Below are 21,190 nucleotides of genomic sequence, written 5' to 3' on the forward strand. Positions count from 1 at the left end.
TTGTTTCTCGATATCTTTATGCTGCTGGTTTAAGTTCATGCCAACGCTCCATAAACAACTTTCTGGCCTGACGTGGATTAAGCGGGCTGATGATAAATTTATCCGTAGGCTGAATACCCCTGAGAATGGCCCACTCGGTATCGTCGTCAATAGACAGGTCACGGCGTTCTGTGGCCAGCATGATGAGGTCAGCCTGTTTGACTACCGGACTCATGGTTTCGGGAAGGCCAAACTTCTGGCTGATTAAACCCTCAACCCATTTTTCAATACCGCGATAATCAGGCAGCAACGCTTTCAGCGGCGCAGCAATATCATTGCAGTAAGCCTCACTGGCATCATGCAGGAGAGCTTCAAGCGCAAACTCAGACGGCACAAGATAGCTGGCCAGTACAGAATGCTGAGCGACGCTATAGAATTCATCCAGATGGCCCGTAAAGCGACACAGATTAGAAAGGGCCTGGGCGATATCATCAATATAAATAACGTCAACGCCTGAATTACAAAAATAAAAGTGCTGACCTGACCAGGTGGTAATAAAACGGTTTTCGGTATTCATGCTAATCTCCAGCGTTTCTTATGACGTTCTACGGCTTGTTTCATTGCGGTTTTATCAGCCGGTTTACGAATTGACTGACCGCTACGGGTATAAAATTGAAATCGTGTCTTTCCTGGGTAATCGGGATGCTCAATTACAACGGAGTTATCGTTAAGGTGATAAATACGTTTGCTACCCTTATCCAGAACTTCGCACCCTGAGACACAGAGATATCCAGCCATAATCGCCCCCTGTTATGAGCCCAGTGTTTTTTCAGCAGCGTTAAATTCCGATTCAACAATCTCGATTGCACCGGAATTCGGGGATGGTCTGGCATCGGTTTTGAAATAAATCACGTCCCCGACCCGATAGTGGGTAATGCCACACAGGATCAACATTTCCCATTCAAGACCCAGGGCTTTCCAGTAAGGCTCCCTTGAGATTCTTTCCGTGGGGCGACCGTCATCCCATGCGTCCAGCAGCTGCTGATGTTCCTCGCGGCGCTCGCGGGGAATACGGGTCTTACCACGGGGCTCGCGGGTATAACCATTCTGCGAACGGGAAAGCGTCCAGAGACTGCTATGTCCAATAAGTGGCGCGACATCGAATGACAGACCGTGAAAGTGATAGTCTGTAGCGCTACCAGAAAAGACTGGCTTACCGCCAAATTTTTTAGCGAATGCGTCCGCTTTTTCTTTCAGAGAAATACGTTGGTTAATTTCATTGTCCCATGCGCCAAGCGCCTTTTTTGTGGATATTTTATAAAAGCCCATTTAAGCCCCCTTAAACATGGTGAATAACAGCTCAATCATTTTCAGACTGTAGTGAATACCTACGCCCCATACAGCGATGCAAAAGAAAACGCAAAACAACCAGGTAATCGCCCGTAGATGAGTGGTCATCATCAGGCGGTCAATAAATCTTTCAGCGGATATTTTCATTGTTGAAACCCCATATTCAGGCGTAAGCATCCCCTGACGCATTACGCCATTTAAAAACATTTAAGGTTTAATTAGTCCTGACGCGTAAGTGAGTTCACGTTTGCAAGCCAGGGCTCTACGTTAATTTCCACAACTGTCGCGGATTCCAAATCCATAGCCGCTGAAACAGTTCTTACGGCCCGACGCTCGGTTTCCTTTGGGCGTTGATGCCAGAATGCGGTACCAGATTTATATTTCCGGTTAAACTCATTCGCGTTCATATCACACCGCCGCCATGTCCAGAGAAATCGGCCTGTATTGACCATTATCACCAACCCGCTCATAAATACGGATATATGAACTGGTGTTCAGAACCTGCAACGACTCGCCGATAATCACCATTGCTTTTTTCCAGCGTTCGTCGTCAAATTCATAACGACGCAGGGAAAGAACTGCACTGACACTGATTTTCCCTTCTTTATCGACATCGAACGCACGATCAATGATCGCCTTTATTTCCTTACGGGCATTCTCTGTCCATTCATTGAGACACGCATCAATTAACGCTTTTGCTGCCTGGATGCGTTCGTCAAACTGCATTCTGTCAGCCATTGCCCGCTGAATTTTATAACGACCGTCAAAGGTAAATAGGGTGACATTCCCCTTTTTACCACCAACTGTTACGCCATATTCATTAGCCGAAAGGTCAACAAACGCCGCAATATCGGCAAATGTCACCGCCTTGAAAGCCGCCATCAGTTTATTCAACTCAATAGCTTTAGTTACAATTTCACCAACCAAAGCATCACGAGCCTTGTCGATGGGCTTAAGGAGTTTCTCCGGGATTAATGCACCTTTAGCATCAACCCAGTAATCAGCCGGAACAGTCGTTGCAGTAAATTGTGTTTCTTTCTTATCCATGATGGGCCTCATTTAAATGTTGAAAAAATTTAGCGATTTCAGCACTGGCAGCTGCCAGCATTAACGGTGCAATAATGTTTGAAACATCTTTAACTAAACGGGAGTCCTTTTTCTCTGCTGATATAATCGCGGATACATTCAGGTTCTCGCCGCTTTCACTGATCGTAATAACTATCTCAGCCACGCTACCTCCAGATAACATGCATTCCGCGCCAGATAAGCATTTTGACCTGTGAGCTTTTGCCATCTTTGCGTTCGGTTATTTCGACTTCCTTCCCGCGCCACGCCTCAAACGGGCGGTCTACCTCGACGATTGGGCGACGGAATCGGGTGTTAATGTCCAGAACCTGCAGGCCACCGCGCATAAGACGGTTAATCGGGGCCATCATTTTTGGATCGTTAATAGGTAAACGGCACATAGTGACTCCTGAAAATTAATGAAATGAATCATTGCCTTTCACTGGAACAGTCGATAAATCTTCAACTGTTCCAAACATTTTTCTCAGAATTGAATGGATAAAACCGCCAAGTGAAACCAGAATAACCCGGGCTGCTTTCTTAACCTGTTCTGAGTCAGAATCGTCTTTAATCATTCGGCACTGGACATCAATGCCTTTTCCTTTTCGGGTTACAGATATTTCAATCTTGGCCATGTTCCATTCCCTCAGATAAAAAGGTATTAACTACGACATTTGTTGCAACCTTGAAGAACAGACCAGAACAATGCGGACAGGTTGTAAATGAATCCCATACCTCCCCAACTGGAGGGGCCGGAGTTTCAATGTCTTCAAGGCAAACAGGGCAAGAGAAAGTCAAAATTTTTGCACCACTTAATTTAGCCATTGCAATAAAACGTTGATGTTCAATTTTCATAGCTCCCCCTAATTAATCAGCATTTCGGCAAACTTACGTACCGCGCCAGCGCTGACGGCATTACCACTGATCTCACTGTGGCGGCTGACACCGCGAACTAACTTAAACAAACGACGGGCATTTCCGTTGCTGGCTTTAAACAGGGCATCATTCACATCGGCCTTACTGGCATCAGGCAGCATGCTGATCGCAATATCGCTAATATCGTCCTGCGGCAGTGAATCACCGATGCAGAAAGCCAGGCCAACACGGCTATATAACTGCTGGTACTCACCGCGCTTACCCTTCAGGTTAATAATCAGGCGGTGCATTCCTGCGAGAACAAGGCCAATACCAGACTTATCATGGATACGTCGCAGGGTCTCAAGCGCCCGGTATGGCAGGTTTTCCGCTTCATCCACCATCAGAATGCGACCAGACTCGCGTAACGCAGCAATACAGGCTTCACTGAGTTCGTGCATGTTGCCACGCTTGCTTAGCCCCAGCAGGCCACAGAGCTCTTCCAGGACCACGCGGGCGGTATATCCCGGGTCTGCTTCAATAAGCAACGCATCACGATGCTGTGCGGCGTACTCACGTAGCATCATGGTTTTGCCAAGCCCGGCAGCGCCATAGATAACGTTAAGATCACCATCAAGATGAGCCAGGCGGATAACTTCCATTCCTTTTCGGGAAGTGATGGTGGGAATAAAACTGGCGGTGATACGCTGTGATTTTTCTTTTTCTACTTCACGGTTAATAAAGCTACGAGCCAGCTTATCAATAGCGGGAACATCACCGGCATATTTCCCCTGCAGGTATTGATTAATGGTGGCGGTACTTTTGCCAATTGCGCGGGCTACCTGAGTCTGGCTGTAGCCTTTGCGGGTCATCAGGTCATTCAGTTCAACATGTATGCTCATATTTTCTCTCTCTTACCGGGTATTACCGATTTTTTTCAGATATTCATCGCGGTCAGTCTCAAGGAAGAAATAAGGTTCTTCTTCTTTCTCAACGGTATATTCCGCAGGGATGAAACTCCCCAGGTCATCGAATCGTTGCCCCGGTAACACAGAGCGGCCCTCGGCTTCGATCTCCTGGACTTTCTCTTCAACGCGTTTCATACGACGCTGACGGCGTTTCTCAACGGCCACATCCATTGCACTGACCGGAATCGCTGCGCGTTTATTGCCGTTCCAGATTGCAGTACAGACATAAGAACCATCCATCCGGCGCACGATGACGGACTGCGGGTCGTGGATATCGAAGGCCACGCGCACATCTTCGCTGTCTACCTGGATCAACTCTTCAGAGAAATAATCGTTATTGAACAGACGAAGCCAGCCACGCTGCGCAGTACGCACCATTTCGGGCATGAACGCTTCCCGCAGTTCGACGTCGGTCAGATACTCTGTTTCGTCACCCTCGAGCTCAAGGACGGCCCGGCGGTACGCTGCTGGCGTCAGATGCTTACCGTTTCGCCTGGGCAGTTCGCTGTGTTCGTGGGTATTGTTGTAGACGTCCACTTCCTCAGCGATGGCGTCAAGCAGCTGCTGCCACGAAGGGAGTTTCCCCAAAGCAGTACGCTGTACTGGCGTTAGTTCGCGTCCGTTCTCCTGCGCTTTGACGGCCGACTGAATAGCACGAGCGGTAATGCGTGCGTGCTCACGGTCGGCGCTGTCGCCGCTGAAGGTGTCAAACTGCATCGCTACGCGGCGTGGAATGCCCTTATTCAGACGCTCAATGATCCCGCGAGACTGAGGACGTCCTGGAATGCTGGTCGGGTGCTCAATACCCAGGCGGCTGAAAATACCAGTCACGTCAGCATCAAGCGTTTTGTTGGTTTCACCACCACCGTTATCGGAGTAAACAAACAATGGCTTACCGAAGTGGCGCATGGCGTACCGGTAGGCATCGGCCACCGCGATTACGCTTTCAGATAATGCCAGGCTCCAGCCAACGACAAAGCGTGTCCGGCCATCAATAATCAGGGTCAGCTCGGGTGTGAACGGACGACCATGATCGGGGTGAGCGACCTTCATTTCCAAAGACTTACCGTCCGCAATCCAGCAACCATTAACCGGCATTTGCGACCAGTCACGTTTTTGGAAGCATTCATAAGCCAGCGCAGCAGAACCACTGACACGGCCACGCGCTTTCTCTCGGCGCGGCAGCTTCTCCATCGCCCGGCGAACCGCGTCATAGGAGGGACACGCCGCAATCATTGCCGGTTGGTCAGCATAGAGAGCTGTCCATTCGGCTTTAAAATCTCGGTACGCCTCAGTAAGACAAGGACCTTTGCGACTGCGCCAGTGAGCCAGGAAGTCAGGAAGCCACTTAATCTGCTCTGGTTTCTTCGCTTTAAGATGACCGGGAGCCAGCATGGCCATACGCTCGATACCTGGTTTTGTTGACTCAAAAACACTGACCCATTCCTGCAGGCTGCGGGTACCGACGCCAGCACGACTGCTGCCTTTGCGGGCATTGGCCAGCTCTGCAGAGTTCATCAAATGCTCGGGCAAAGTCCCTTTACGCGACCCCATAGAAACAAAATTAACGGCCGCAGTGCGTGACATTCCTGCACCCCGGAGCTTCTCAACCTCCAGAGCCAATGCAGCGCGAGCGTCGGCAATTTGCTTTTGCTTCTCGGTCAGAGAATTAACTTCCCGGTCAAGCAGCGCAGGGCATTGACGTATAAGCGAAATATTTTTCTTTGTTGCTGTATCTGATCGCGGTCGCGTACTGACTACTTTTGTAGATACTGTCTTTTCTGAAAGCAGAGAGTTGTAATAACGATTTTTTATTTCCTCCTGAGTGTTAGCAGGCAAAAAATCGATGTGATATTCAAACGCCTTTGTACCTACGCGTTTCCGGCGGACATCAGGAACTTTTGCAGCGAGGTTATCAAGGTATTTACGGCAACCCCGTTCTGTAGCAGGCATCCCATTGCAACCTGTAAGCTCAGCGACCGTTGACCACATCATGCCACCTCACCATATCTCGATGGCCAGATTTCAGAAGGCTCAACACCAATAGCTGACGCAATGATCCGCTCACCTTTGGGATAACGACGGTCTAGTGCATTGTTCAAGGTGCGCGCGTTTAATCCTGAGTTACGAGATAAAGAAGCCAATGTGGTCCCTTTTTTACGTAACTCAGCAATGATGTCCGCTCGATGCCAATCGCATGAAGTGGTTCCATTTAAAGCGCATTTCTGAGACTCTACCCGTTTATACATAGTAATAACTCATCTGTGTTACTAACTGTAATAACAGTGTTGATCACTAAAAGGAAAACATCAAGCTTTTTTGGTTCCTTTTGTGATTGATGTGACCACTATCATTTAAATGCGTTACAACTAGGAGGTATCAATGACTTACACAGAAAAGGATCCAAACGGTAAAAAAGGCACTATGGATCCTTTATTGGATAATCAAAAAGGAACCACTTTCGCGGAAAGGTTGCGTATAGCGATAGGCGATAAGAGCATTCGACAGTTTGCGATAGATTGCGGCATCAGTTACGGAGCTATGCATAAGTACTTCACAGGGACGACTCAGCCTACACTTGATAATTTGGTTATTTTGTCCAAGACCGCAGGCGTAGGCATTGAATGGCTTGCTACCGGGCAAAACAGCCCTGTTCTAACAGGAACGGAACTACAAACGGTTCCAGGAGCTAGCGGAGTCCTTGATGTTCATGGAAATGATGTTGACTTAGGCGAGTTTGTGTTTGTCCCGCGCTACAACGTAGCTGCAGCTGCTGGATATGGTGCTTGGAATGATGATGAAACGCCGATGTTCACAGTGTCTTTTCGAAGATATTGGATCGTAAACCATTTAAAAGCGGACCCAACGAAACTATCTGTAATCAGCGTTGTAGGTGATTCGATGGAAGGAGTACTTAATGACAAGGATATTATCCTTGTAAATCATGGTGATAAGGAGCCTAGAGAAGGCATTTATGTGCTGCGCCTTGATGGTCAGCTTATAGTAAAAAGAGTCCAGCGCTTACCAGGCTCTGAGCTTTTCGTGACTAGCACTAATCCTGCATACAAGCCATTCACGATAAATTTAACTAACATCCCTTCAGATTTTGACGTTGTAGGAAAAGTTGTTTGGTACGGGAGAGTTGTTTAAAAGCTATAAAACACTATTAAGAACTAACACTAACAATCTGACCTGCTCCCCGTTGATTAATACACCGTGATGTTAGTAATGTCTTCATAAGCCACATGAGGACATCCCCATGAAGAAGCGATTTTCCGACGAACAGATCATTAGTATTCTCCGCGAGGCAGAAGCCGGGGTTTCGGCCCGGGAACTCTGCCGCAAGCATGCCATTTCAGACGCCACCTTTTACACTTGGCGTAAGAAGTTCGGCGGCATGGAAGTCCCCGAAGTGAAGCGGCTCAAGTCACTTGAAGAGGAGAACGCTCGTCTCAAGAAGCTGCTCGCTGAAGCCATGCTGGATAAGGAGGCGCTTCAGGTGGCTCTGGGCCGAAAGTTCTGACGACAGACCAGAAGCGGGAAGCCGTGGAAGTCATGTGTGAGACAACAGGTCTGTCCCAACGCCGTGCCTGCAGGCTGGCCGGTCTGTCACTTTCAACCTGCCGTTATTCCGCTCAGCGTCCGGCTGCTGACGCGCAACTGTCTCTACGCATCACAGAGCTGGCACTTGAACGCCGCCGATTTGGTTACCGGCGCATCTGGCAGTTATTGCGTCGGGAGGGCCTTCACGTCAACCACAAGCGGGTTTACCGCATCTATCACCTTAACGGTCTGAGTGTTAAACGCAGGCGGCGCCGTAAGGGTCTGGCGACTGAACGGCTTCCGCTTCTTCGCCCGGATGCGCCGAACCTGACATGGTCGATGGATTTTGTCATGGATGCACTTGCCAGCGGCCGCCGGATTAAGTGCCTGACCTGTGTGGATGATTTCACGAAGGAGTGTCTGACGATCACCGCCGCTTTCGGGATTTCAGGTGTACAGGTCGCGCGTATTCTGGACAGCATTGCGCTGTTTCGTGGATATCCTGCGACGATAAGAACCGATCAGGGCCCGGAATTTACCTGCCGCGCGCTGGATCAATGGGCCTTTGAACATAGTGTTGAGTTGCGCTTAATCCAGCCGGGCAAGCCAACTCAGAACGGATTTATTGAGAGTTTCAACGGTCGCTTTCGGGATGAATGCCTGAATGAGCACTGGTTCGGCGATGTTCTTCATGCTCGGAAAATCATTAATGACTGGCGGCAGGACTATAACGAGTCCAGACCCCATTCATCGTTGAATTACCAGACGCCGTCTGAATTTGCAGCAGGCTGGCGTAACGGGAAACATGAAGAAAAATCAACCGACATTACTAACTGAAAGTTGTATCTAATACTGGGGGCAGGTCAAATCCATAATAGTGCAGAAGTTAACGCATAAATCTCTAAAAAATCTCATTTCCCGACCAGCCGTGCAGAAACGGCTAGTCCGGCTCTAAGCCTTGCCCCGTAAGGCTTCTCGCTGTTTTCGCCGCGACGATCCATCCATGCATAAACGATCACCTCCCCACAAATCAAGAGGACTGGTACGAAATGAGCCAGCGTGCTGATGGGCTGTGGTTCTTAATCGGTTTTCAGCAGGCAATTTTATTTCGGGGAGTCAACCAATGACAAAATATGAATTACTCGACTCTAAAATAATGAGCAAAATTGATGCGCACCCTACGCCATTTTCCAGTCTGTACGTCAGGGGTGTAGCAGAAGAATGCGTCCGTATCGCAAAGGATGAGAATAAGCCAGAACCTTTCCGCATTCTCGATCGCCGGCTTCAGGCGCTACGTAAAGCCGGAAAAATCCGCAGTACATTCAAAGGCTGGGTGAGGGCTTAACTAATGACCAGCAAATTAACCAGAGATCAGCTTCGGGAGCGCGCCCAACTCAAAGCAAAAAATCTAACTTATGCAATTTCACAGAGTGCATTCGCCGGTGTTCGCAGCGAGTTGGAGGAAGAGCTTCAGTTCTTGCAATGTGCGTTAGCATGTCTGGAAGGGGTGAACAGCGAGCCGGTGGCAAAGGTTGAGGCTGTCGGAGTTTGTTGGTACGCAGATAACGGCTTGCCTCGCAAGCCTGCTGTTGGTACAGAGCTATTCTCCACCCCGTCAGCTCCGGTATGTATACCCACATTCGAAGAATGGTGTGAGCGCACTGAGCAGAAACCTGTCGGCTGGGTGCGAGACGCCATGAAAGAAGCGTATGACGCCTGCCGCGCCACCATGCTCCAGGCTGCTCCTGTTTGCACATGCCCCAGCGGCGACGGTTCGCTGCGCTGGCCATGTCCGGTGCATGCTGGCAGCTCTCCGGTAATTCCGGATGGTTACGTGTTGGTGCCAATGAGGTTAACTGCTGAAAACGGCGCGAAGGGGGCGCTATCCGGTGAGTTTTCAGAAACCAAGTTCGTAAACTGCCCGGAATGCTTTGGTGATGATGAATGTGAAACATGTGACGGTAGCGGGAGAATTGAAATCACGGTACCGGTTACCTGGACGACTATCAAAGAAATCTGGTCTAAAGGCGTGGAGCATTTCGCAACCTCCCAGCAGGAGGTGAAGTGATGGGTAAGCTAACTTTCGTCGTTGAGTTTGTAAATTATAAAGAAAACGCCGCGGCTGCGAATCGTTAAATCTGAAGGTGGTAACAGCGATGTTGATGGTATAGCTTATTGTGAAAATCAACCAATGAACAGGATCTTGAGATATGGGTAAAGTGGCACATGAAAATAAAAATACGGATGAACAGGTTGAAGCACAAGATCAAAGACCTGTATGCGGAATTATAATGCCTATTGCAGATACCGATGGTTATCCAAAAGGGCATTGGCAGGATGTATATGCTATTCTGTCTGAGGCTGCAAATGCAGCTGGTTTTAAGCCTAACTTAGTCAGTTTTGATTCTGATGTGGGGGTAATTCAGAAACGTATAGTACAGAATATCTACTCAAATCCTATTGTCATTTGTGATATTAGTAGCCGTAATCCAAATGTAATGTTAGAATTAGGTATGAGACTTGCATTTGATAAGCCAGTAATTATCGTAAAAGATATAAAAACAGATATTAGTTTCGATATCTCACCTATTGAGCATCTTAGGTATCCTGATGACCTAAGATACAAAATAATAAATGAGTTCAAGTCAACTTTGAGCTATAAATTGGTAGAGACGCATAAAAAATCCATAAGCAACCCCGATTACACTACTTTTTTAAAACATTACGGGACGTTTGAAATTGTAAAGATACAGCAAAAAGAAGTTTCTGAGGCTAGGTATATCCTTTCTGAGCTTGAAGAGATAAAGAAAATAATTCGTCAAAAAGACTATAAAAGTGAACCTCATGGTCGCTTATCATCTGTGATGGATTACGGTACTTTTATATATCCTTTGAATGATGCTAACAGACACAAAATAGAAAACCTTACATGGCTTAAAACTTTAGAAAAAGACTCTGATTTTACTATAACATCTCTAGAGATAAAGGATGATACTTTGGTTTTAGTGGTCACTTCGAACCTCGATGAGGGACCTAAAAACTATGATATCATCCTTGGGGCTTTAAATGAAAAATAATACATTTTTAAAATAAAATGACTAGCCTATTTTTACTCACCTGAGCCGGTTTTTGTTCCTTCTTTGTTGAGAGCTAATCAGGCTGAGATATGCCAGACATGAGTCGCGGCTTAAGCTATAATCCCCTCAACTCCAGAGGGGATTTTTTATGTCAAATGAAGAAATGACTCCAGCCGAAAAATACAAAGCATCAAGGACGCGGTATAAAAAACGATGGCTTGAGTCGGATATTGCCAACGCAAGGCGCTTTGGTGAGAAAGAGGTCGCTTCTGTTGACGGCTACAGGTCGCCCTATGACACGCGGAATAAAAGAGGGAGAACAGCAGATTGACACAATCAAAATGGAACATTGCAGCCAAATCGAAAGACGAGCAGGACAAGGTCAATGTTGACCTCGCAGCTTCCGGCGTCGCCTACAAAGAGCGCCTGAACATGCCGGTAGTCGCCGAAGTGGTAGCCAGAGAGCAGCCTGAGCATTTGCGCGAGTATTTTATGGAGCGCGTCCGCTACTACCGCGAGCAGAGCATCCAGCTCCCCCGCGCATCCGATCCGCACTATCTGGAAATGGCCAGTCAGAACGAGAAAAAATAGCCTATGCTCGTTTTGCAATTCGGGATTTAGCCCGTCATAATTACCTCGTCAGCCTGAGCAACTGACGACTTACTTCCGGCGCCAAGTGGGGACACATGGCGCACAAAACCTTACAGCAATCCCTGTCACCGATGGCGAAAGTCACCGGCGATTTTCTGCATTCAGCGTTTGACCTCTGCGGAGGTGAAGCGTGAAGCAACAATTCTGCCTTATCAACGACAATGTTAAGCGTAACGTCGTCAACTTCATCCAGTCTCTGCCTGTAGACCACCGATCGCCACTGATTATCGAGGCGCGAGAAGAAAGCCGTACCGACAAACAGAATCGTCTCATGTGGCCACTTTTGAAAGACCTGAGTGATCAGGTTATCTGGCACGGCGAAAAGCTGGAGCCAGCGGAGTGGAAAGACCTCATCACCGTACTGGTCAGCCAGATGCAAAGTCCGGAGCGTGAGCAGAAATCCGCCCCGGGCATCAACGGCGGACGCGTCTACTTCGGCGTTCGCACCTCACAATCCAGCAAGCGCTACATGGTCGAGGTTATCGAGGCGATTTACTGGTTCGGCACCGAGCACAATGTGAAGTTCAGCGAGAAGTCCAGCAGTCGGATTGCATGGGCCCAGGAATGGAGGGCTTCGCATGCACAGTCTGCTCGCTAAGGTCATGGATCGCGGCATCTTCCGCGTACCGGCGCGCCGCAAGCGCAAAGTTGAAGTTAAGCCTTCCGACATCCCCACCTTTCACTATACGGCTCACCTGGCGGATGTCCGCTGGCTGCGCCGCGCTGCCAGAAGGAAAATTGCATGAGTCTCTACCGAAGCATTAATGGTGCTATCTGGCGCAACATCTGGGTTGTTGGAGATCTGCATGGGTGCCATACGCTGCTGATGAACGAGCTGGAAAGGGTCCGCTTTGACCCATTGTGTGACCTGCTGATTTCAGTAGGTGACCTTATCGATCGCGGGGCGGAAAACGTCGAATGCCTTGAGCTAATCACAATGCCCTGGTTCATGGCTGTTCGCGGAAACCATGAGCAGATGATGCTCGACGGACTATCCTCGTCCGGGAACGTGAATCACTGGCTTGCTAACGGTGGCGGATGGTTCTTTAACCTTGACTACGACAAAGAACGCCTGGCTATCGCGTTGGCGCATTTGGTTGCTGGTTTGCCACTCATCATCGAGGTAATGACCGAGAGTAAGAGGGTGGTGGTCTGCCATGCTGACTACCCGCATAACCAATATGCGTATGACAGGCCCGTCGATGCAGAACAGGTCATCTGGAATCGTGAGCGAGTGAGCGCGGCTCAGGATGGGATTGTGAATGAAATATCCGGTGCAGACCTGTTTATTTTTGGTCACACCCCGGCACATCAGCCAATCCAGTACGCCAATCAGATGTATATCGACACTAGGGCTGTATTCTGCGGCCGCCTGACCTTGGTGCAGATCCAGGGTGGTGAGCATGCGTAAACCTTCACGTCGTAAATGCGCCCACTGCCGCGAATGGTTCCATCCTGCCCGGGAAGGGCAGGTGGTATGCAGTTTTGAATGCGCCAGCGCGATCGGCAAAAAACAGACAGCAAAAGCCCGGGAAGCGGCGAAAGCCAGGGCGGTGAAGCGCCAGCGCGAATCTGAGAAGGAGGGGCGCCAACGGCGTGCTGCACGTCGAAGTGAGCTGAAGCCAATTCGCTACTGGGTCCAGATGACTCAGCGTGTTTTCAACGACTGGCGGCGCGAAATGCTGCTGGCTGACGGGCATGCATGTATCTCCTGCGGGACAAAAACCGCTTTTGCGTGGCATGCCGGTCACTACCGCACCACCGCCGCCGCACCACAGCTTCGATTCAATCCAGATAACGTCTGGCTCCAGTGCTCCGCGTGTAACGTTCACAAATCCGGGAACATCGAAGCGTACCGTTCCGCTCTGGTCGATCTGATCGGCGAAGAGCGTGTGCTGGTGCTGGAGCAAAACAATGAAATCCACCCATACACTCGCGAAGAACTGGAAGGCATCAGACGCCATTACAGCGCGCTTCGCCGTGCGCTCATAAAACAACGGGAGGCTGCATGAAGATCACCTATAGCGACGAAGGGGCTTATTCCCGCATCTGGCTGACTGGCCCGTTTTGGCAGCTGGCTATGGCCAGACACATTGCGGATGCAGGACTGTACGCTTCCCCGGTCAACACCTGGGAGTCCCGCGGCATTACCTTCCAGATCACCCTGTACGGAAAGAGCGCGTATGTGCTCAGGGCATACAAGGCGATGGCCAAGGCTATGGCGAGGACTGGCAAATGAGCCGTGAAGTTATCGAACGCATCCGCGACCGCTGGCAAAAGCTCCGACTTTGCCGGCACCGCGGCACCGTACTGGTTGACTACCGCATACTGAGAAATTTCGTTCGCATCTATCAGACCCTGGGAGAGACAGCATGATAAATACCCAATACCTCCAGTATGTTCGCCAGCAGCTGATAGTGGCCACCGCCGATCTGAGCGGTGCGACGAAAGGGCAACTGGTGGCCTTTGCAGAGAACGCGAAATTCACCGCTACGGCGCGCAGCCGGGGTAGGAAGAAAGTTTATAGCGAGGTCAAGCAACGCATGGTTAACCCGGATGGCCCGCCGATGAGCGGCAGCCAGTCCCGCGCTAAGGGTTCATCAATCGCTCTCGTTTTGCCTGTTGAGTATTCGACGGCCAGCTGGCGACGGGCTCTGCTGTCGCTGGACAACCACCAAAAATCGTGGCTGCTATGGAACTACAGCGACAATATCTGCTGGGAGCACCAGGTGGCGATCACCCAGTGGGCGTGGGAGCAATTCAGCGAGAAGCTGGCTGGCGTGCGCATTGCAAAGAAAACAGTCGATCGCCTTCGTCAACTCATCTGGCTGGCGGCGCAGGACGTCAAAGCCGAGCTAGCAGGCCGGGAGGTGTATGAATATCAGGCGCTGGCGGAGCTGGTTGGTGTAGCAAAGTCCACATGGACAGAAACCTACCTCCCTCATTGGCTGGCGCTGCGAAGTGGTTTTGTGAAGCTTGATAGCGACGCTCTCATATCGGTAACGCGATCACGTTCACAACAAAAGGCGACAAATTTAGATGTAAGTCTTGCAAAACCGAACTGAAAGGCATATATTTCATGTAAATCTGATATCGTCGCCATAGCTTCGATTGTCGACACACAAAGAATTCAAGCCCTAGGTTAACGCCTTGGGCTTTTTTATGCCTGCTATCCGGTCAGGGCTCTTGGGTAGAGACGTGCTGCACGACACGTCGACCCCCGCCGCGCAAGAGCCCTGAACCAGATTGTTGGTTCAACCAGCACCAGATAATGGCCTTCCATCCCGCAAGAAAATAGATAACACAGCGCACCGCAATGCGCTTTTAACCACGTCGAATCCGAACCCCTTTGAAATGAGCCTTTGAGGAAGTCAGTTAGTGCTGGCGAGCCTCGACGGGCTGATTTCCATTGCGGCAAAGGTTCATTTCAAAGTAAGGAAAACGCATGAGCGAAAGAAAGTATCCATCTCAGGATACCGTCAGAAAGTATTTCATTTATGAAAACGGAAGCCTGATCCGGAAAAAGAGGGCGGAAGCTGAGTTTTCCACCTCGGGTCTATGTGAAAGATGGAATACCTTGTATGCCGGTACGCATGCAGGAAGTCTGAGCACCAACGGATATATTTATATAAAGCTTAATGGCCTAAGGTTTATGGCTCACAGGCTTGTCTGGATACACCACTTCGGAGATATACCGGCAGGAATGGAACTTGATCACATCAACCATCAAAGGGACGATAACAGTATAGAAAATCTTCGAGTGGTCACCAGGAAGCAAAACTGTCGGAATCTATCTTTACCTAAGAGAAATAAGTCTGGGGTTGTAGGTGTTACATTTGATAACTCTTTGAAAAAGTGGAAGTCACAAATAAACATAAATGGGAAAAACATGAATCTTGGAAGTTTTTCCACCTTTGAAAAGGCCGTGATAGCAAGAAAATCTGCCGAGAATTTTTACGGCTTCCATGAAAACCATGGCCGTTAATACACAACCGCCATATCCCTCTACCTTGGGACCATTACGGCTACCGCGCCGTCGCTTTTACCCTTGGTATTCCTTCCCGCCTTGAGCGGGTTTTTTATTTTCAGGGTCGCGGGAATCACCCTCGACGCTTTGTTGGTAAATCAGCCCGACGGCCCTGACCTTCTCACACACACAGCTTCCCGATCTTTCATCGGAGGCGGTAACTATGGCTAAGCGTATGCAAGACAAAGAGAGCATTGCCGGGATGTCCTGGCTGGTTCTGTTGATCATTGCTTGCTGGGGTGGACTTGTCCGCTACCTTATTGCCTTTATTGCTTTTGCACAGATGGTAAGATATGGAATAATAGTTATCATTGCTAGTGTAAATGTAAACCATGTTACCGGAGTAGAATTCCAATCAATCATATTTGATTCGATTGATATAAAAAAAAGTGGTGCCACTATACCAAGAACAACATTGAAAAATATTATACGTACCACATTTTTTATTAACCCACCCTGCTTGAGTAAATTTTCGGAATATCTTACTTGCGCCAAGGAATTTTCAAGTTGGGGAATTAATATATCTCTAATCGCGTATAACCTTGAAGCTATTGAATCATATATTTGGCTGAATGAAGGATTCTTCATTATTTCTTGTTCATGTTTTTCCATGTCAGTTATGTAACTCTGTTTGAAAGGTTCCGCTTTTTTTATGTAATCCTGTAGACCGTCCATGTCGCCATCTTTTTGAAATTGCTCTATATTTTTTTTATGTCTTGCCATGAAATTATTGTATCCAATTTCGTGTGGGTTGATTGTTTCTTTTAATTGTATTTCATAAGCTGTATTGAAGAGATGTTTCATTTGGTCGCCCCTAAATTCATAACTTGCAATGGTCATATTTATATAGTCTTTAAGGATTGCAATGTTTCTACCATTGATATTATCGAATAAGTTATAATCTTTTTCTCGAAGCTTTGGGTTGCACCATTTTTGGAAGGTGTTGTCACCTGTTATAGATGCCATTATCAATAAGTAATGGATGGTATTTTCTAAAAGAACTTTATCATTAGCACCTGAGTTTTTTGGGATAAAGTTTTGGTGGTTCAATTGTTGATGTATTTTTTCAAAAGAAATCAAACCATCAGAATCTCTGATGTCAAGTTCGGTTTCACTACAGATTTCTGGTGTAAATAAATTGCTAGAGTTGGACAGAAGTAATTCAAGATTGTTTTTTGCTTCAACTAGCTTTGGAAAAGCATAAAAGAACCAAGAAGTAATAATTGCGGCAACAATTGAAAGGATGCTTGCGTGCATTCCTGGTAGTAGATTTAATAGTGCATATGCTCCATTCATTTAATAACCTTCTTAGGATTGTCTTGTTGATAATCTTTAACTTAAGGGCTGAATCTTTTTTATGGCTTGAAAGAAAATTAAGTATGTCATTCACTGGTGATGATTTTTTCACTATATCCATTTAAAAAAAAACGATCAACACATATTAAAAATTTTTCTGTATTTTGGCTCAGCGCTGAGGGGAGGTGAGTAGCGTATGGAGAAAATGGCGACTGGTGTTGCATATGGTGCTTCAGTTGGAAATGCCGGTTACTGGGGTTTTCAATTGCTCGACAAGGTTAGCCCTTCACAATGGGCTGCTATTGGAGTTATCGGAAGTCTGGTTTTTGGGTTTCTCACTTACCTGACAAATTTGTATTTCAAAATTAAAGAAGATCGGCGTAAAGCCGCGAGGGGTGAATAACTATGGCATCCCTGAAAACAAAACTCAGCGCGGCCATGCTGGCGCTTATCGCTGCTGGCGCATCAGCTCCCGTTCTCATGGATCAGTTCCTGGATGAGAAAGAGGGTAACAGCCTCATATCGTACCGCGATGGCGCCGGTATCTGGACTATATGTCGTGGTGCTACCCGGGTAGATGGAAGACCTGTAACGCAGGGGATGAAGTTAACCCAGGCCAAATGCGATCAGGTAAATGCCGTCGAGCGCAATAAGGCGCTGGCATGGGTAGATCAGAATGTGCGGGTTCATCTGACGCCTCCTCAAAAGGTCGGGATTGCCAGTTTCTGCCCCTATAACATCGGGCCCGGTAAGTGCTTCCCTTCCACTTTCTACCGCAAGCTGAATGCAGGTGACCGTAAAGGTGCCTGCGCTGAAATTCGCCGGTGGATTTTTGATGGCGGGAAAGATTGCCGCGTGCGTTCCAACAATTGTTACGGACAGGTCTCTCGTCGCGATCAGGAAAGCGCACTGGCATGTTGGGGGATAGATGAATGAGCCGGTTAACCGCCATTATCAGCGCTGTAGTTATTCTGCTGCTTTCCTGCATTTTCTCATGGCGGTCTGGCTGGAATTCTCACGCTGACCATGTCACTGCCCTCGCGGCGAAGAAAAAAGAGAAAGCCGAAAAGACTATCCAGCCAGTTGAGGAAAAGGCCGCTGCCGCTACAGAAGAGGGCAAGGTCATCTACCGAACCATAACCCGCGACGTGGTGAAATATGTCCAGTCTCCGAATCGTACTGTGTGCCGGTTTGACGATGATGCTGTGCAACTGCGCCAGCGAGCTATCGACGCTGCCAACGCCATCCCCGGATTTGATGAGCCCTCCGTGCAAAGCAAGTGACGCAGGGAAGGACACCGACGAAGACCTGCAATCGGACGTCGAAACCTCTCAATGTCTACGCCAACTTCGGTTGGATAAGTACCGCTGGCAGGCCTACTACCGGGCAATCAGCCAGTAGCAGGACTACATCCGTACTCAGTTTTTGTCTAATTGATTACTTATTTTCAAGCGGCGGGTGGACAACCTCTATCGCGTGTTTATATTTTGGGATGTTTGGATCAAAGCCAGCATAAAATTTACCTTCAATAATCCATGTTCCATTTGGTGATTTATCTGCCAGTCTGTCTCCACGTTCATTCACCGCTACAAGGTATCTTCCATGATCGATCGGAATGTCCACTCCAGCCCCACTGGCAATAAATAGCTTTTTAAATCCATGAATTGTACTTATCTGGAAAGCGATATCTGAGTAGTCATGTTGCTCCATAATAGTTTCCTCACATCAGTGATTGAGATAGGACTACAATCCTGGAAGTGCTTGGTAACACTCAGTTAATTTCACCTGCGAAGGCGCGATTATAGCCGCCAGCATAGGCAGGTCCATCGTAATGGCGTAAAGAGGGCTATAGTTCGCCCTTAAGGTTAACCACGAGCCTCACGACCATCTTCATCTTCAGATACGCGGTATCGCCAGTATCGTTCAGGCTTAACCCAAACCACTTTATCACCGCTTACTTTGCGGAACTGGTTAATGACAGGCGTAGATAAGACCAGATTGCCATCAGCATTTTCTTTCAGAAGCTGCTCATTATCGACTTTGACTAAATAATCAACTACGTCTTGCTGATATAGGCAATCGTCACTTTTCAACTGCGCCATCATCCAGTTCGTCACGTCAGTAAGAGATAACTTCGGCGCGTTTGGGTTTACGGCTTTGGGTTGGTTGCAGTCAATGAGTCCTCTGGGAATCTTGCTCTTTCTTGCTTCCTCCCCGCAAACCACTGGCACCAGTAATCGCCAGTAAATTCCTTGTAGGTGTTAATGATTGGTTCCTGAACAGCCATCGCCGGGCCGGCTGAAACTAAATAAACGATATCACCGGTCTTAAATTTTGGTTTGCGTTCACTTATAGACATAAAGCTTCCTTCTTAAATGAGACATACATGGCACTCACAGACAAACAAGAAATGTTCTGTCGCGAGTACCTCATCGATTTAAACGCCACGCAAGCGGCTATTCGGGCGGGGTACAGCGCTAAGACAGCTAATCGCACCGCGTCCGAAAACCTGTCAAAACCTGACATCCAGTCCAGAATTGCTGAACTCAAAGCGCAGCGCAATGATCTGGTTGGTATAAATGCGACATACGTCCTGAATCGTCTTGTTGAGATAGACCAGATGGACGTGCTGGACATCCTGACCGCGACCGGTGAGCTCAAGCCGGTGTCTCAGTGGCCTAAGGTCTGGAGGACGACGCTATCCGGGTTGGATGTTGTCGAGATGTCAGCTGAGGGAAACACAGCCGCGCTGCTCAAGAAGATTAAGTGGCCTGATAAGGTAAAGAACCTCGAACTGATTGGTAAGCACATTGATGTCCAGGCATTCCGTGAGCAGGTGAAAACTGAACACGTTGTCGATTCAATTTCAGACCTTATGGATTCACTGTCTCAGGGGGCGTAATGAAACCTGAGCATCTCAAGCTGCTAGCTGATAAAGACTGGCGGCTGAACAATCTTTACTGGATCACCGACAAAGAAGGTAAGCCGACTCGCTTCAGAATGACGCCGGAGCAGCGGGAATACTTCGAGGGGATCCACACCCGCAACATCATCCTGAAAGCTCGACAGCTCGGATTTACCACAGAGGTGTGCATCATCCAGCTCGACGCTGCTCTGTTCGAGTCGGCAAAGTGCGCGCTGATCGCCCACACGCTGAATGACGCAAAGCGCCTGTGCCGGGAAAAGGTGAAATATGCCTACGACAAGCTGCCGGCCGAGATAAAGGCGGCCAATCCGGCGAGCAACGACTCAGCCGGTGAGCTGGTCTTTAAGAAGGGCGGATCACTATACGTTAGTACCTCATTTCGTGGCGGCACGCTGCGTTACCTGCATGTTTCCGAATTCGGGAAGATATGCGCCAAGTATCCGGATAAAGCCCGGGAAATCGTCACTGGTGCGTTTGAGGCGGTATCGACTGGATGCTTCGCTACTATCGAGAGCACCGCAGAGGGCCGGGCGGGTTACTTCTTCGATTACTGCCAGACGGCAGAGAAAGCACTGCTGCAGGGCAAGCCGTTATCTGCGCTGGACTGGAAGTTTTTCTTCTTCTCCTGGTGGAAGAATCCGCAATACGCAATTGACCCGGTAGAACCGCTCCCTGCACGCCTGATTGAGTACTTTGCTGAGATGGAGGCGAAACACGGTGTAGTCGTTAACGAAAGGCAGAAGGCGTGGTATTACGCCAAAGAAAAGACGCTCGGCGACGACATGAAGCGCGAATACCCGACCATTCCGGCCGAGGCTTTCCAGCAGTCGGTCGAGGGCGCGTACTACGCCAAACAATTCCGCTGGCTCTACACCAACAAGCGGATCGGTCAAATCCCGGATAACTCGCATCTACCGGTTCACACGTTCTGGGATATTGGTGTGGGGGACTCCACGGCGATCTGGTTCGTTCGCGAGGTCGGCGAAGAGTTTCACATCATCGACTACTACGAAAACTCTGGCGAGGGGCTTCGGCACTACATGAAGGTGCTGAAAGACCGCGGCTATGAGTACGGTGAGCACTGGGGTCCGCACGACATCGAGAACCGCGAGTTTGCCGCTGATGCGAAGTCTCGCAAAGAGCTGGCGCGCGAGGGCTACGAGATTGACGGCCGGATGTATTCGATGAATTTCCGCGTTGTGCCGAAAGCGGGGAGCGACACCGGCATCGAGTCGGTGCGTGAAATCCTCAAGTCCTGCGTTTTCGATGAGGAGAAGTGCGCTGTTGGCATCTCCCACCTCGAAGGTTACCGCAAGGAGTGGGACGACAAGCGCGGCTGCTGGAAAGACAAACCCCTTCACGACTTCACATCGCACGGCGCCGACAGCTTTCGTTACTTTGCCGTGGCGAAGAACAACCGCAAGCAGGTCGGCACAGTATTCTTCTAAGGAGC

35 protein-coding genes are annotated in these 21,190 nt (G+C 48.8%); 20 read left to right on the forward strand and 15 right to left on the reverse strand.

What is annotated here, in order from left to right; genetic code table 11:
* Nucleotides 1-16 precede the first annotated feature (16 nt).
* The 11 genes from R0140_RS10440 to R0140_RS10490 form a co-directional block, all read right to left on the reverse strand.
* The gene (locus R0140_RS10440) at nucleotides 17-556 is read right to left on the reverse strand and encodes an HD family hydrolase (RefSeq protein WP_317703999.1); all 540 of its coding nucleotides are present in this window, start codon (nucleotides 554-556) and stop codon (nucleotides 17-19) included.
* Nucleotides 553-777, reverse strand: coding sequence for a hypothetical protein (locus tag R0140_RS10445; protein WP_074188852.1), 225 nt, complete (start codon nucleotides 775-777; stop codon nucleotides 553-555). Before R0140_RS10445 ends, R0140_RS10440 begins: the two co-directional genes overlap by 4 nt.
* A 12-nt stretch (nucleotides 778-789) precedes the next feature.
* On the reverse strand, nucleotides 790-1,308 hold the full coding sequence (locus R0140_RS10450) for a hypothetical protein (protein WP_317704000.1): 519 nt from the start codon (nucleotides 1,306-1,308) through the stop codon (nucleotides 790-792).
* A 429-nt stretch (nucleotides 1,309-1,737) separates the two neighbouring features.
* Entirely contained in the window at nucleotides 1,738-2,376 is a 639-nt protein-coding gene (locus R0140_RS10455) for a DUF3164 family protein (RefSeq protein WP_071199250.1), read from the reverse strand.
* Nucleotides 2,369-2,560, reverse strand: coding sequence for a hypothetical protein (locus R0140_RS10460; protein ID WP_071199251.1), 192 nt, complete (start codon nucleotides 2,558-2,560; stop codon nucleotides 2,369-2,371). Before R0140_RS10460 ends, R0140_RS10455 begins: the two co-directional genes overlap by 8 nt.
* A gap of 1 nt (nucleotide 2,561) precedes the next feature.
* Nucleotides 2,562-2,795 carry a hypothetical protein gene (locus tag R0140_RS10465; protein ID WP_020804713.1) on the reverse strand — a complete coding sequence of 78 codons (234 nt, stop codon included), beginning with the start codon at nucleotides 2,793-2,795 and terminating at the stop codon, nucleotides 2,562-2,564.
* Between the two features lie 15 nt (nucleotides 2,796-2,810).
* Nucleotides 2,811-3,029: a hypothetical protein gene (locus R0140_RS10470; protein WP_317704001.1), complete on the reverse strand. Its 219-nt coding sequence runs from the start codon at nucleotides 3,027-3,029 to the stop codon at nucleotides 2,811-2,813.
* Entirely contained in the window at nucleotides 3,016-3,249 is a 234-nt protein-coding gene (locus tag R0140_RS10475; protein ID WP_317704002.1) for a hypothetical protein, read from the reverse strand. Before R0140_RS10475 ends, R0140_RS10470 begins: the two co-directional genes overlap by 14 nt.
* 8 nt (nucleotides 3,250-3,257) lie before the next feature.
* The gene (locus R0140_RS10480) at nucleotides 3,258-4,151 is read right to left on the reverse strand and encodes an AAA family ATPase (RefSeq protein WP_071199252.1); all 894 of its coding nucleotides are present in this window, start codon (nucleotides 4,149-4,151) and stop codon (nucleotides 3,258-3,260) included.
* Nucleotides 4,152-4,163: 12 nt separating this feature from the next.
* Nucleotides 4,164-6,209 (reverse strand): Mu transposase C-terminal domain-containing protein, encoded by a 2,046-nt coding sequence (locus R0140_RS10485; RefSeq protein ID WP_411555542.1) that lies wholly within the window; start codon nucleotides 6,207-6,209, stop codon nucleotides 4,164-4,166.
* Nucleotides 6,209-6,466, reverse strand: a complete 258-nt coding sequence (locus R0140_RS10490) for a helix-turn-helix domain-containing protein (RefSeq protein WP_317704004.1) — start codon at nucleotides 6,464-6,466, stop codon at nucleotides 6,209-6,211. Before R0140_RS10490 ends, R0140_RS10485 begins: the two co-directional genes overlap by 1 nt.
* Before the next feature lie 133 nt (nucleotides 6,467-6,599).
* Here R0140_RS10490 and R0140_RS10495 point away from each other — a divergent pair, with 133 nt between their 5' ends.
* The 15 genes from R0140_RS10495 to R0140_RS10565 all read left to right on the forward strand — a co-directional run bounded on the left by R0140_RS10495 (nucleotide 6,600) and on the right by R0140_RS10565 (nucleotide 15,473).
* Nucleotides 6,600-7,367 (forward strand): XRE family transcriptional regulator, encoded by a 768-nt coding sequence (locus tag R0140_RS10495; protein ID WP_317704005.1) that lies wholly within the window; start codon nucleotides 6,600-6,602, stop codon nucleotides 7,365-7,367.
* A gap of 109 nt (nucleotides 7,368-7,476) precedes the next feature.
* Nucleotides 7,477-8,597, forward strand: a protein-coding gene (locus R0140_RS10500; protein WP_317704006.1) for an IS3 family transposase whose coding sequence is annotated in 2 segments (ribosomal slippage) — nucleotides 7,477-7,735 and nucleotides 7,735-8,597 — 1,122 coding nt in all. Because the reading frame shifts where the segments join, the coding sequence is not laid out codon by codon here.
* A gap of 286 nt (nucleotides 8,598-8,883) precedes the next feature.
* On the forward strand, nucleotides 8,884-9,105 hold the full coding sequence (locus R0140_RS10505) for a hypothetical protein (protein ID WP_317704007.1): 222 nt from the start codon (nucleotides 8,884-8,886) through the stop codon (nucleotides 9,103-9,105).
* 3 nt (nucleotides 9,106-9,108) lie between these two features.
* Nucleotides 9,109-9,828 (forward strand): hypothetical protein, encoded by a 720-nt coding sequence (locus R0140_RS10510; protein ID WP_317704008.1) that lies wholly within the window; start codon nucleotides 9,109-9,111, stop codon nucleotides 9,826-9,828.
* Between the two features lie 142 nt (nucleotides 9,829-9,970).
* The gene (locus tag R0140_RS10515) at nucleotides 9,971-10,837 is read left to right on the forward strand and encodes a hypothetical protein (protein ID WP_317704009.1); all 867 of its coding nucleotides are present in this window, start codon (nucleotides 9,971-9,973) and stop codon (nucleotides 10,835-10,837) included.
* A 148-nt stretch (nucleotides 10,838-10,985) separates the two neighbouring features.
* Nucleotides 10,986-11,168, forward strand: coding sequence for a hypothetical protein (locus R0140_RS10520; RefSeq protein ID WP_317704010.1), 183 nt, complete (start codon nucleotides 10,986-10,988; stop codon nucleotides 11,166-11,168).
* Nucleotides 11,165-11,428: a DNA polymerase III subunit theta gene (locus R0140_RS10525; RefSeq protein ID WP_317704011.1), complete on the forward strand. Its 264-nt coding sequence runs from the start codon at nucleotides 11,165-11,167 to the stop codon at nucleotides 11,426-11,428. The genes R0140_RS10520 and R0140_RS10525 overlap by 4 nt, the downstream gene beginning before the upstream one ends.
* A gap of 190 nt (nucleotides 11,429-11,618) precedes the next feature.
* The gene (locus tag R0140_RS10530; RefSeq protein ID WP_317704012.1) at nucleotides 11,619-12,086 is read left to right on the forward strand and encodes a recombination protein NinB; all 468 of its coding nucleotides are present in this window, start codon (nucleotides 11,619-11,621) and stop codon (nucleotides 12,084-12,086) included.
* Entirely contained in the window at nucleotides 12,067-12,234 is a 168-nt protein-coding gene (locus R0140_RS10535) for a NinE family protein (protein WP_012542614.1), read from the forward strand. The genes R0140_RS10530 and R0140_RS10535 overlap by 20 nt, the downstream gene beginning before the upstream one ends.
* Nucleotides 12,231-12,899 carry a metallophosphoesterase gene (locus R0140_RS10540; protein WP_317704013.1) on the forward strand — a complete coding sequence of 223 codons (669 nt, stop codon included), beginning with the start codon at nucleotides 12,231-12,233 and terminating at the stop codon, nucleotides 12,897-12,899. The genes R0140_RS10535 and R0140_RS10540 overlap by 4 nt, the downstream gene beginning before the upstream one ends.
* A complete protein-coding gene (locus R0140_RS10545; protein ID WP_317704014.1) occupies nucleotides 12,892-13,500 on the forward strand; it encodes a recombination protein NinG in 609 nt (202 codons plus the stop codon). The genes R0140_RS10540 and R0140_RS10545 overlap by 8 nt, the downstream gene beginning before the upstream one ends.
* Nucleotides 13,497-13,727 carry a hypothetical protein gene (locus R0140_RS10550; RefSeq protein WP_317704015.1) on the forward strand — a complete coding sequence of 77 codons (231 nt, stop codon included), beginning with the start codon at nucleotides 13,497-13,499 and terminating at the stop codon, nucleotides 13,725-13,727. The genes R0140_RS10545 and R0140_RS10550 overlap by 4 nt, the downstream gene beginning before the upstream one ends.
* Complete coding sequence (locus R0140_RS10555) at nucleotides 13,724-13,864, forward strand: YlcG family protein (RefSeq protein ID WP_032723550.1); 141 nt, start codon at nucleotides 13,724-13,726, stop codon at nucleotides 13,862-13,864. The genes R0140_RS10550 and R0140_RS10555 overlap by 4 nt, the downstream gene beginning before the upstream one ends.
* Nucleotides 13,864-14,553: a bacteriophage antitermination protein Q gene (locus R0140_RS10560; protein WP_317704054.1), complete on the forward strand. Its 690-nt coding sequence runs from the start codon at nucleotides 13,864-13,866 to the stop codon at nucleotides 14,551-14,553. Before R0140_RS10555 ends, R0140_RS10560 begins: the two co-directional genes overlap by 1 nt.
* A gap of 380 nt (nucleotides 14,554-14,933) precedes the next feature.
* A complete protein-coding gene (locus R0140_RS10565; RefSeq protein WP_317704016.1) occupies nucleotides 14,934-15,473 on the forward strand; it encodes an HNH endonuclease in 540 nt (179 codons plus the stop codon).
* A 294-nt stretch (nucleotides 15,474-15,767) separates the two neighbouring features.
* Here the strand turns inward: R0140_RS10565 and R0140_RS10575 are convergent, their stop codons facing one another.
* A complete protein-coding gene (locus tag R0140_RS10575; RefSeq protein ID WP_317704067.1) occupies nucleotides 15,768-16,811 on the reverse strand; it encodes a hypothetical protein in 1,044 nt (347 codons plus the stop codon).
* A 196-nt stretch (nucleotides 16,812-17,007) separates the two neighbouring features.
* Here R0140_RS10575 and R0140_RS10580 point away from each other — a divergent pair, with 196 nt between their 5' ends.
* The 3 genes from R0140_RS10580 to R0140_RS10590 are packed head-to-tail and all read left to right on the forward strand — an operon-like array spanning nucleotide 17,008 to nucleotide 18,094.
* A complete protein-coding gene (locus R0140_RS10580) occupies nucleotides 17,008-17,214 on the forward strand; it encodes a class II holin family protein (protein ID WP_040190046.1) in 207 nt (68 codons plus the stop codon).
* A 2-nt stretch (nucleotides 17,215-17,216) separates the two neighbouring features.
* Nucleotides 17,217-17,747, forward strand: a complete 531-nt coding sequence (locus tag R0140_RS10585; RefSeq protein ID WP_265698426.1) for a lysozyme — start codon at nucleotides 17,217-17,219, stop codon at nucleotides 17,745-17,747.
* Complete coding sequence (locus R0140_RS10590; RefSeq protein WP_317704017.1) at nucleotides 17,744-18,094, forward strand: hypothetical protein; 351 nt, start codon at nucleotides 17,744-17,746, stop codon at nucleotides 18,092-18,094. The genes R0140_RS10585 and R0140_RS10590 overlap by 4 nt, the downstream gene beginning before the upstream one ends.
* A gap of 154 nt (nucleotides 18,095-18,248) precedes the next feature.
* Here the strand turns inward: R0140_RS10590 and R0140_RS10595 are convergent, their stop codons facing one another.
* The 3 genes from R0140_RS10595 to R0140_RS10605 form a co-directional block, all read right to left on the reverse strand.
* Nucleotides 18,249-18,521 carry a hypothetical protein gene (locus R0140_RS10595; protein WP_060579343.1) on the reverse strand — a complete coding sequence of 91 codons (273 nt, stop codon included), beginning with the start codon at nucleotides 18,519-18,521 and terminating at the stop codon, nucleotides 18,249-18,251.
* A 155-nt stretch (nucleotides 18,522-18,676) separates the two neighbouring features.
* Nucleotides 18,677-18,916, reverse strand: coding sequence for a DUF6953 family protein (locus R0140_RS10600; RefSeq protein ID WP_373617595.1), 240 nt, complete (start codon nucleotides 18,914-18,916; stop codon nucleotides 18,677-18,679).
* Between the two features lie 44 nt (nucleotides 18,917-18,960).
* Nucleotides 18,961-19,170, reverse strand: a complete 210-nt coding sequence (locus tag R0140_RS10605; protein ID WP_060595339.1) for a YodC family protein — start codon at nucleotides 19,168-19,170, stop codon at nucleotides 18,961-18,963.
* 27 nt (nucleotides 19,171-19,197) lie between these two features.
* On the opposite strand from R0140_RS10605, the gene R0140_RS10610 reads away from it, so the two are divergent.
* Both R0140_RS10610 and R0140_RS10615 read left to right on the forward strand, forming a co-directional pair.
* Nucleotides 19,198-19,713, forward strand: a complete 516-nt coding sequence (locus R0140_RS10610) for a terminase small subunit (protein ID WP_060579344.1) — start codon at nucleotides 19,198-19,200, stop codon at nucleotides 19,711-19,713.
* Complete coding sequence (locus R0140_RS10615; RefSeq protein WP_317704018.1) at nucleotides 19,713-21,185, forward strand: terminase; 1,473 nt, start codon at nucleotides 19,713-19,715, stop codon at nucleotides 21,183-21,185. Before R0140_RS10610 ends, R0140_RS10615 begins: the two co-directional genes overlap by 1 nt.
* Nucleotides 21,186-21,190: the final 5 nt, after the last annotated feature.

Source organism: Klebsiella sp. w6 (assembly GCF_033100215.1).
Lineage (GTDB): Bacteria > Pseudomonadota > Gammaproteobacteria > Enterobacterales > Enterobacteriaceae > Klebsiella > Klebsiella variicola.

Excerpts from the sequence above, each read along its gene's own strand:
- R0140_RS10440 (WP_317703999.1), bottom strand. The coding sequence starts at position 556 with ATGAATACCGAAAACCGTTTTATTACCACCTGGTCAGGTCAGCACTTT.
- R0140_RS10445 (WP_074188852.1), bottom strand. The coding sequence starts at position 777 with ATGGCTGGATATCTCTGTGTCTCAGGGTGCGAAGTTCTGGATAAGGGT.
- R0140_RS10450 (WP_317704000.1), bottom strand. The coding sequence starts at position 1,308 with ATGGGCTTTTATAAAATATCCACAAAAAAGGCGCTTGGCGCATGGGAC.
- R0140_RS10455 (WP_071199250.1), bottom strand. The coding sequence starts at position 2,376 with ATGGATAAGAAAGAAACACAATTTACTGCAACGACTGTTCCGGCTGAT.
- R0140_RS10465 (WP_020804713.1), bottom strand. The coding sequence starts at position 2,795 with ATGTGCCGTTTACCTATTAACGATCCAAAAATGATGGCCCCGATTAAC.
- R0140_RS10470 (WP_317704001.1), bottom strand. The coding sequence starts at position 3,029 with ATGGCCAAGATTGAAATATCTGTAACCCGAAAAGGAAAAGGCATTGAT.
- R0140_RS10475 (WP_317704002.1), bottom strand. The coding sequence starts at position 3,249 with ATGAAAATTGAACATCAACGTTTTATTGCAATGGCTAAATTAAGTGGT.
- R0140_RS10480 (WP_071199252.1), bottom strand. The coding sequence starts at position 4,151 with ATGAGCATACATGTTGAACTGAATGACCTGATGACCCGCAAAGGCTAC.
- R0140_RS10485 (WP_411555542.1), bottom strand. The coding sequence starts at position 6,209 with ATGTGGTCAACGGTCGCTGAGCTTACAGGTTGCAATGGGATGCCTGCT.
- R0140_RS10490 (WP_317704004.1), bottom strand. The coding sequence starts at position 6,466 with ATGTATAAACGGGTAGAGTCTCAGAAATGCGCTTTAAATGGAACCACT.
- R0140_RS10495 (WP_317704005.1), top strand. The coding sequence starts at position 6,600 with ATGACTTACACAGAAAAGGATCCAAACGGTAAAAAAGGCACTATGGAT.
- R0140_RS10505 (WP_317704007.1), top strand. The coding sequence starts at position 8,884 with ATGACAAAATATGAATTACTCGACTCTAAAATAATGAGCAAAATTGAT.
- R0140_RS10510 (WP_317704008.1), top strand. The coding sequence starts at position 9,109 with ATGACCAGCAAATTAACCAGAGATCAGCTTCGGGAGCGCGCCCAACTC.
- R0140_RS10515 (WP_317704009.1), top strand. The coding sequence starts at position 9,971 with ATGGGTAAAGTGGCACATGAAAATAAAAATACGGATGAACAGGTTGAA.
- R0140_RS10520 (WP_317704010.1), top strand. The coding sequence starts at position 10,986 with ATGTCAAATGAAGAAATGACTCCAGCCGAAAAATACAAAGCATCAAGG.
- R0140_RS10535 (WP_012542614.1), top strand. The coding sequence starts at position 12,067 with ATGCACAGTCTGCTCGCTAAGGTCATGGATCGCGGCATCTTCCGCGTA.
- R0140_RS10540 (WP_317704013.1), top strand. The coding sequence starts at position 12,231 with ATGAGTCTCTACCGAAGCATTAATGGTGCTATCTGGCGCAACATCTGG.
- R0140_RS10545 (WP_317704014.1), top strand. The coding sequence starts at position 12,892 with ATGCGTAAACCTTCACGTCGTAAATGCGCCCACTGCCGCGAATGGTTC.
- R0140_RS10550 (WP_317704015.1), top strand. The coding sequence starts at position 13,497 with ATGAAGATCACCTATAGCGACGAAGGGGCTTATTCCCGCATCTGGCTG.
- R0140_RS10555 (WP_032723550.1), top strand. The coding sequence starts at position 13,724 with ATGAGCCGTGAAGTTATCGAACGCATCCGCGACCGCTGGCAAAAGCTC.
- R0140_RS10565 (WP_317704016.1), top strand. The coding sequence starts at position 14,934 with ATGAGCGAAAGAAAGTATCCATCTCAGGATACCGTCAGAAAGTATTTC.
- R0140_RS10575 (WP_317704067.1), bottom strand. The coding sequence starts at position 16,811 with ATGAATGGAGCATATGCACTATTAAATCTACTACCAGGAATGCACGCA.
- R0140_RS10580 (WP_040190046.1), top strand. The coding sequence starts at position 17,008 with ATGGAGAAAATGGCGACTGGTGTTGCATATGGTGCTTCAGTTGGAAAT.
- R0140_RS10585 (WP_265698426.1), top strand. The coding sequence starts at position 17,217 with ATGGCATCCCTGAAAACAAAACTCAGCGCGGCCATGCTGGCGCTTATC.
- R0140_RS10590 (WP_317704017.1), top strand. The coding sequence starts at position 17,744 with ATGAGCCGGTTAACCGCCATTATCAGCGCTGTAGTTATTCTGCTGCTT.
- R0140_RS10595 (WP_060579343.1), bottom strand. The coding sequence starts at position 18,521 with ATGGAGCAACATGACTACTCAGATATCGCTTTCCAGATAAGTACAATT.
- R0140_RS10600 (WP_373617595.1), bottom strand. The coding sequence starts at position 18,916 with ATGATGGCGCAGTTGAAAAGTGACGATTGCCTATATCAGCAAGACGTA.
- R0140_RS10605 (WP_060595339.1), bottom strand. The coding sequence starts at position 19,170 with ATGTCTATAAGTGAACGCAAACCAAAATTTAAGACCGGTGATATCGTT.
- R0140_RS10610 (WP_060579344.1), top strand. The coding sequence starts at position 19,198 with ATGGCACTCACAGACAAACAAGAAATGTTCTGTCGCGAGTACCTCATC.
- R0140_RS10615 (WP_317704018.1), top strand. The coding sequence starts at position 19,713 with ATGAAACCTGAGCATCTCAAGCTGCTAGCTGATAAAGACTGGCGGCTG.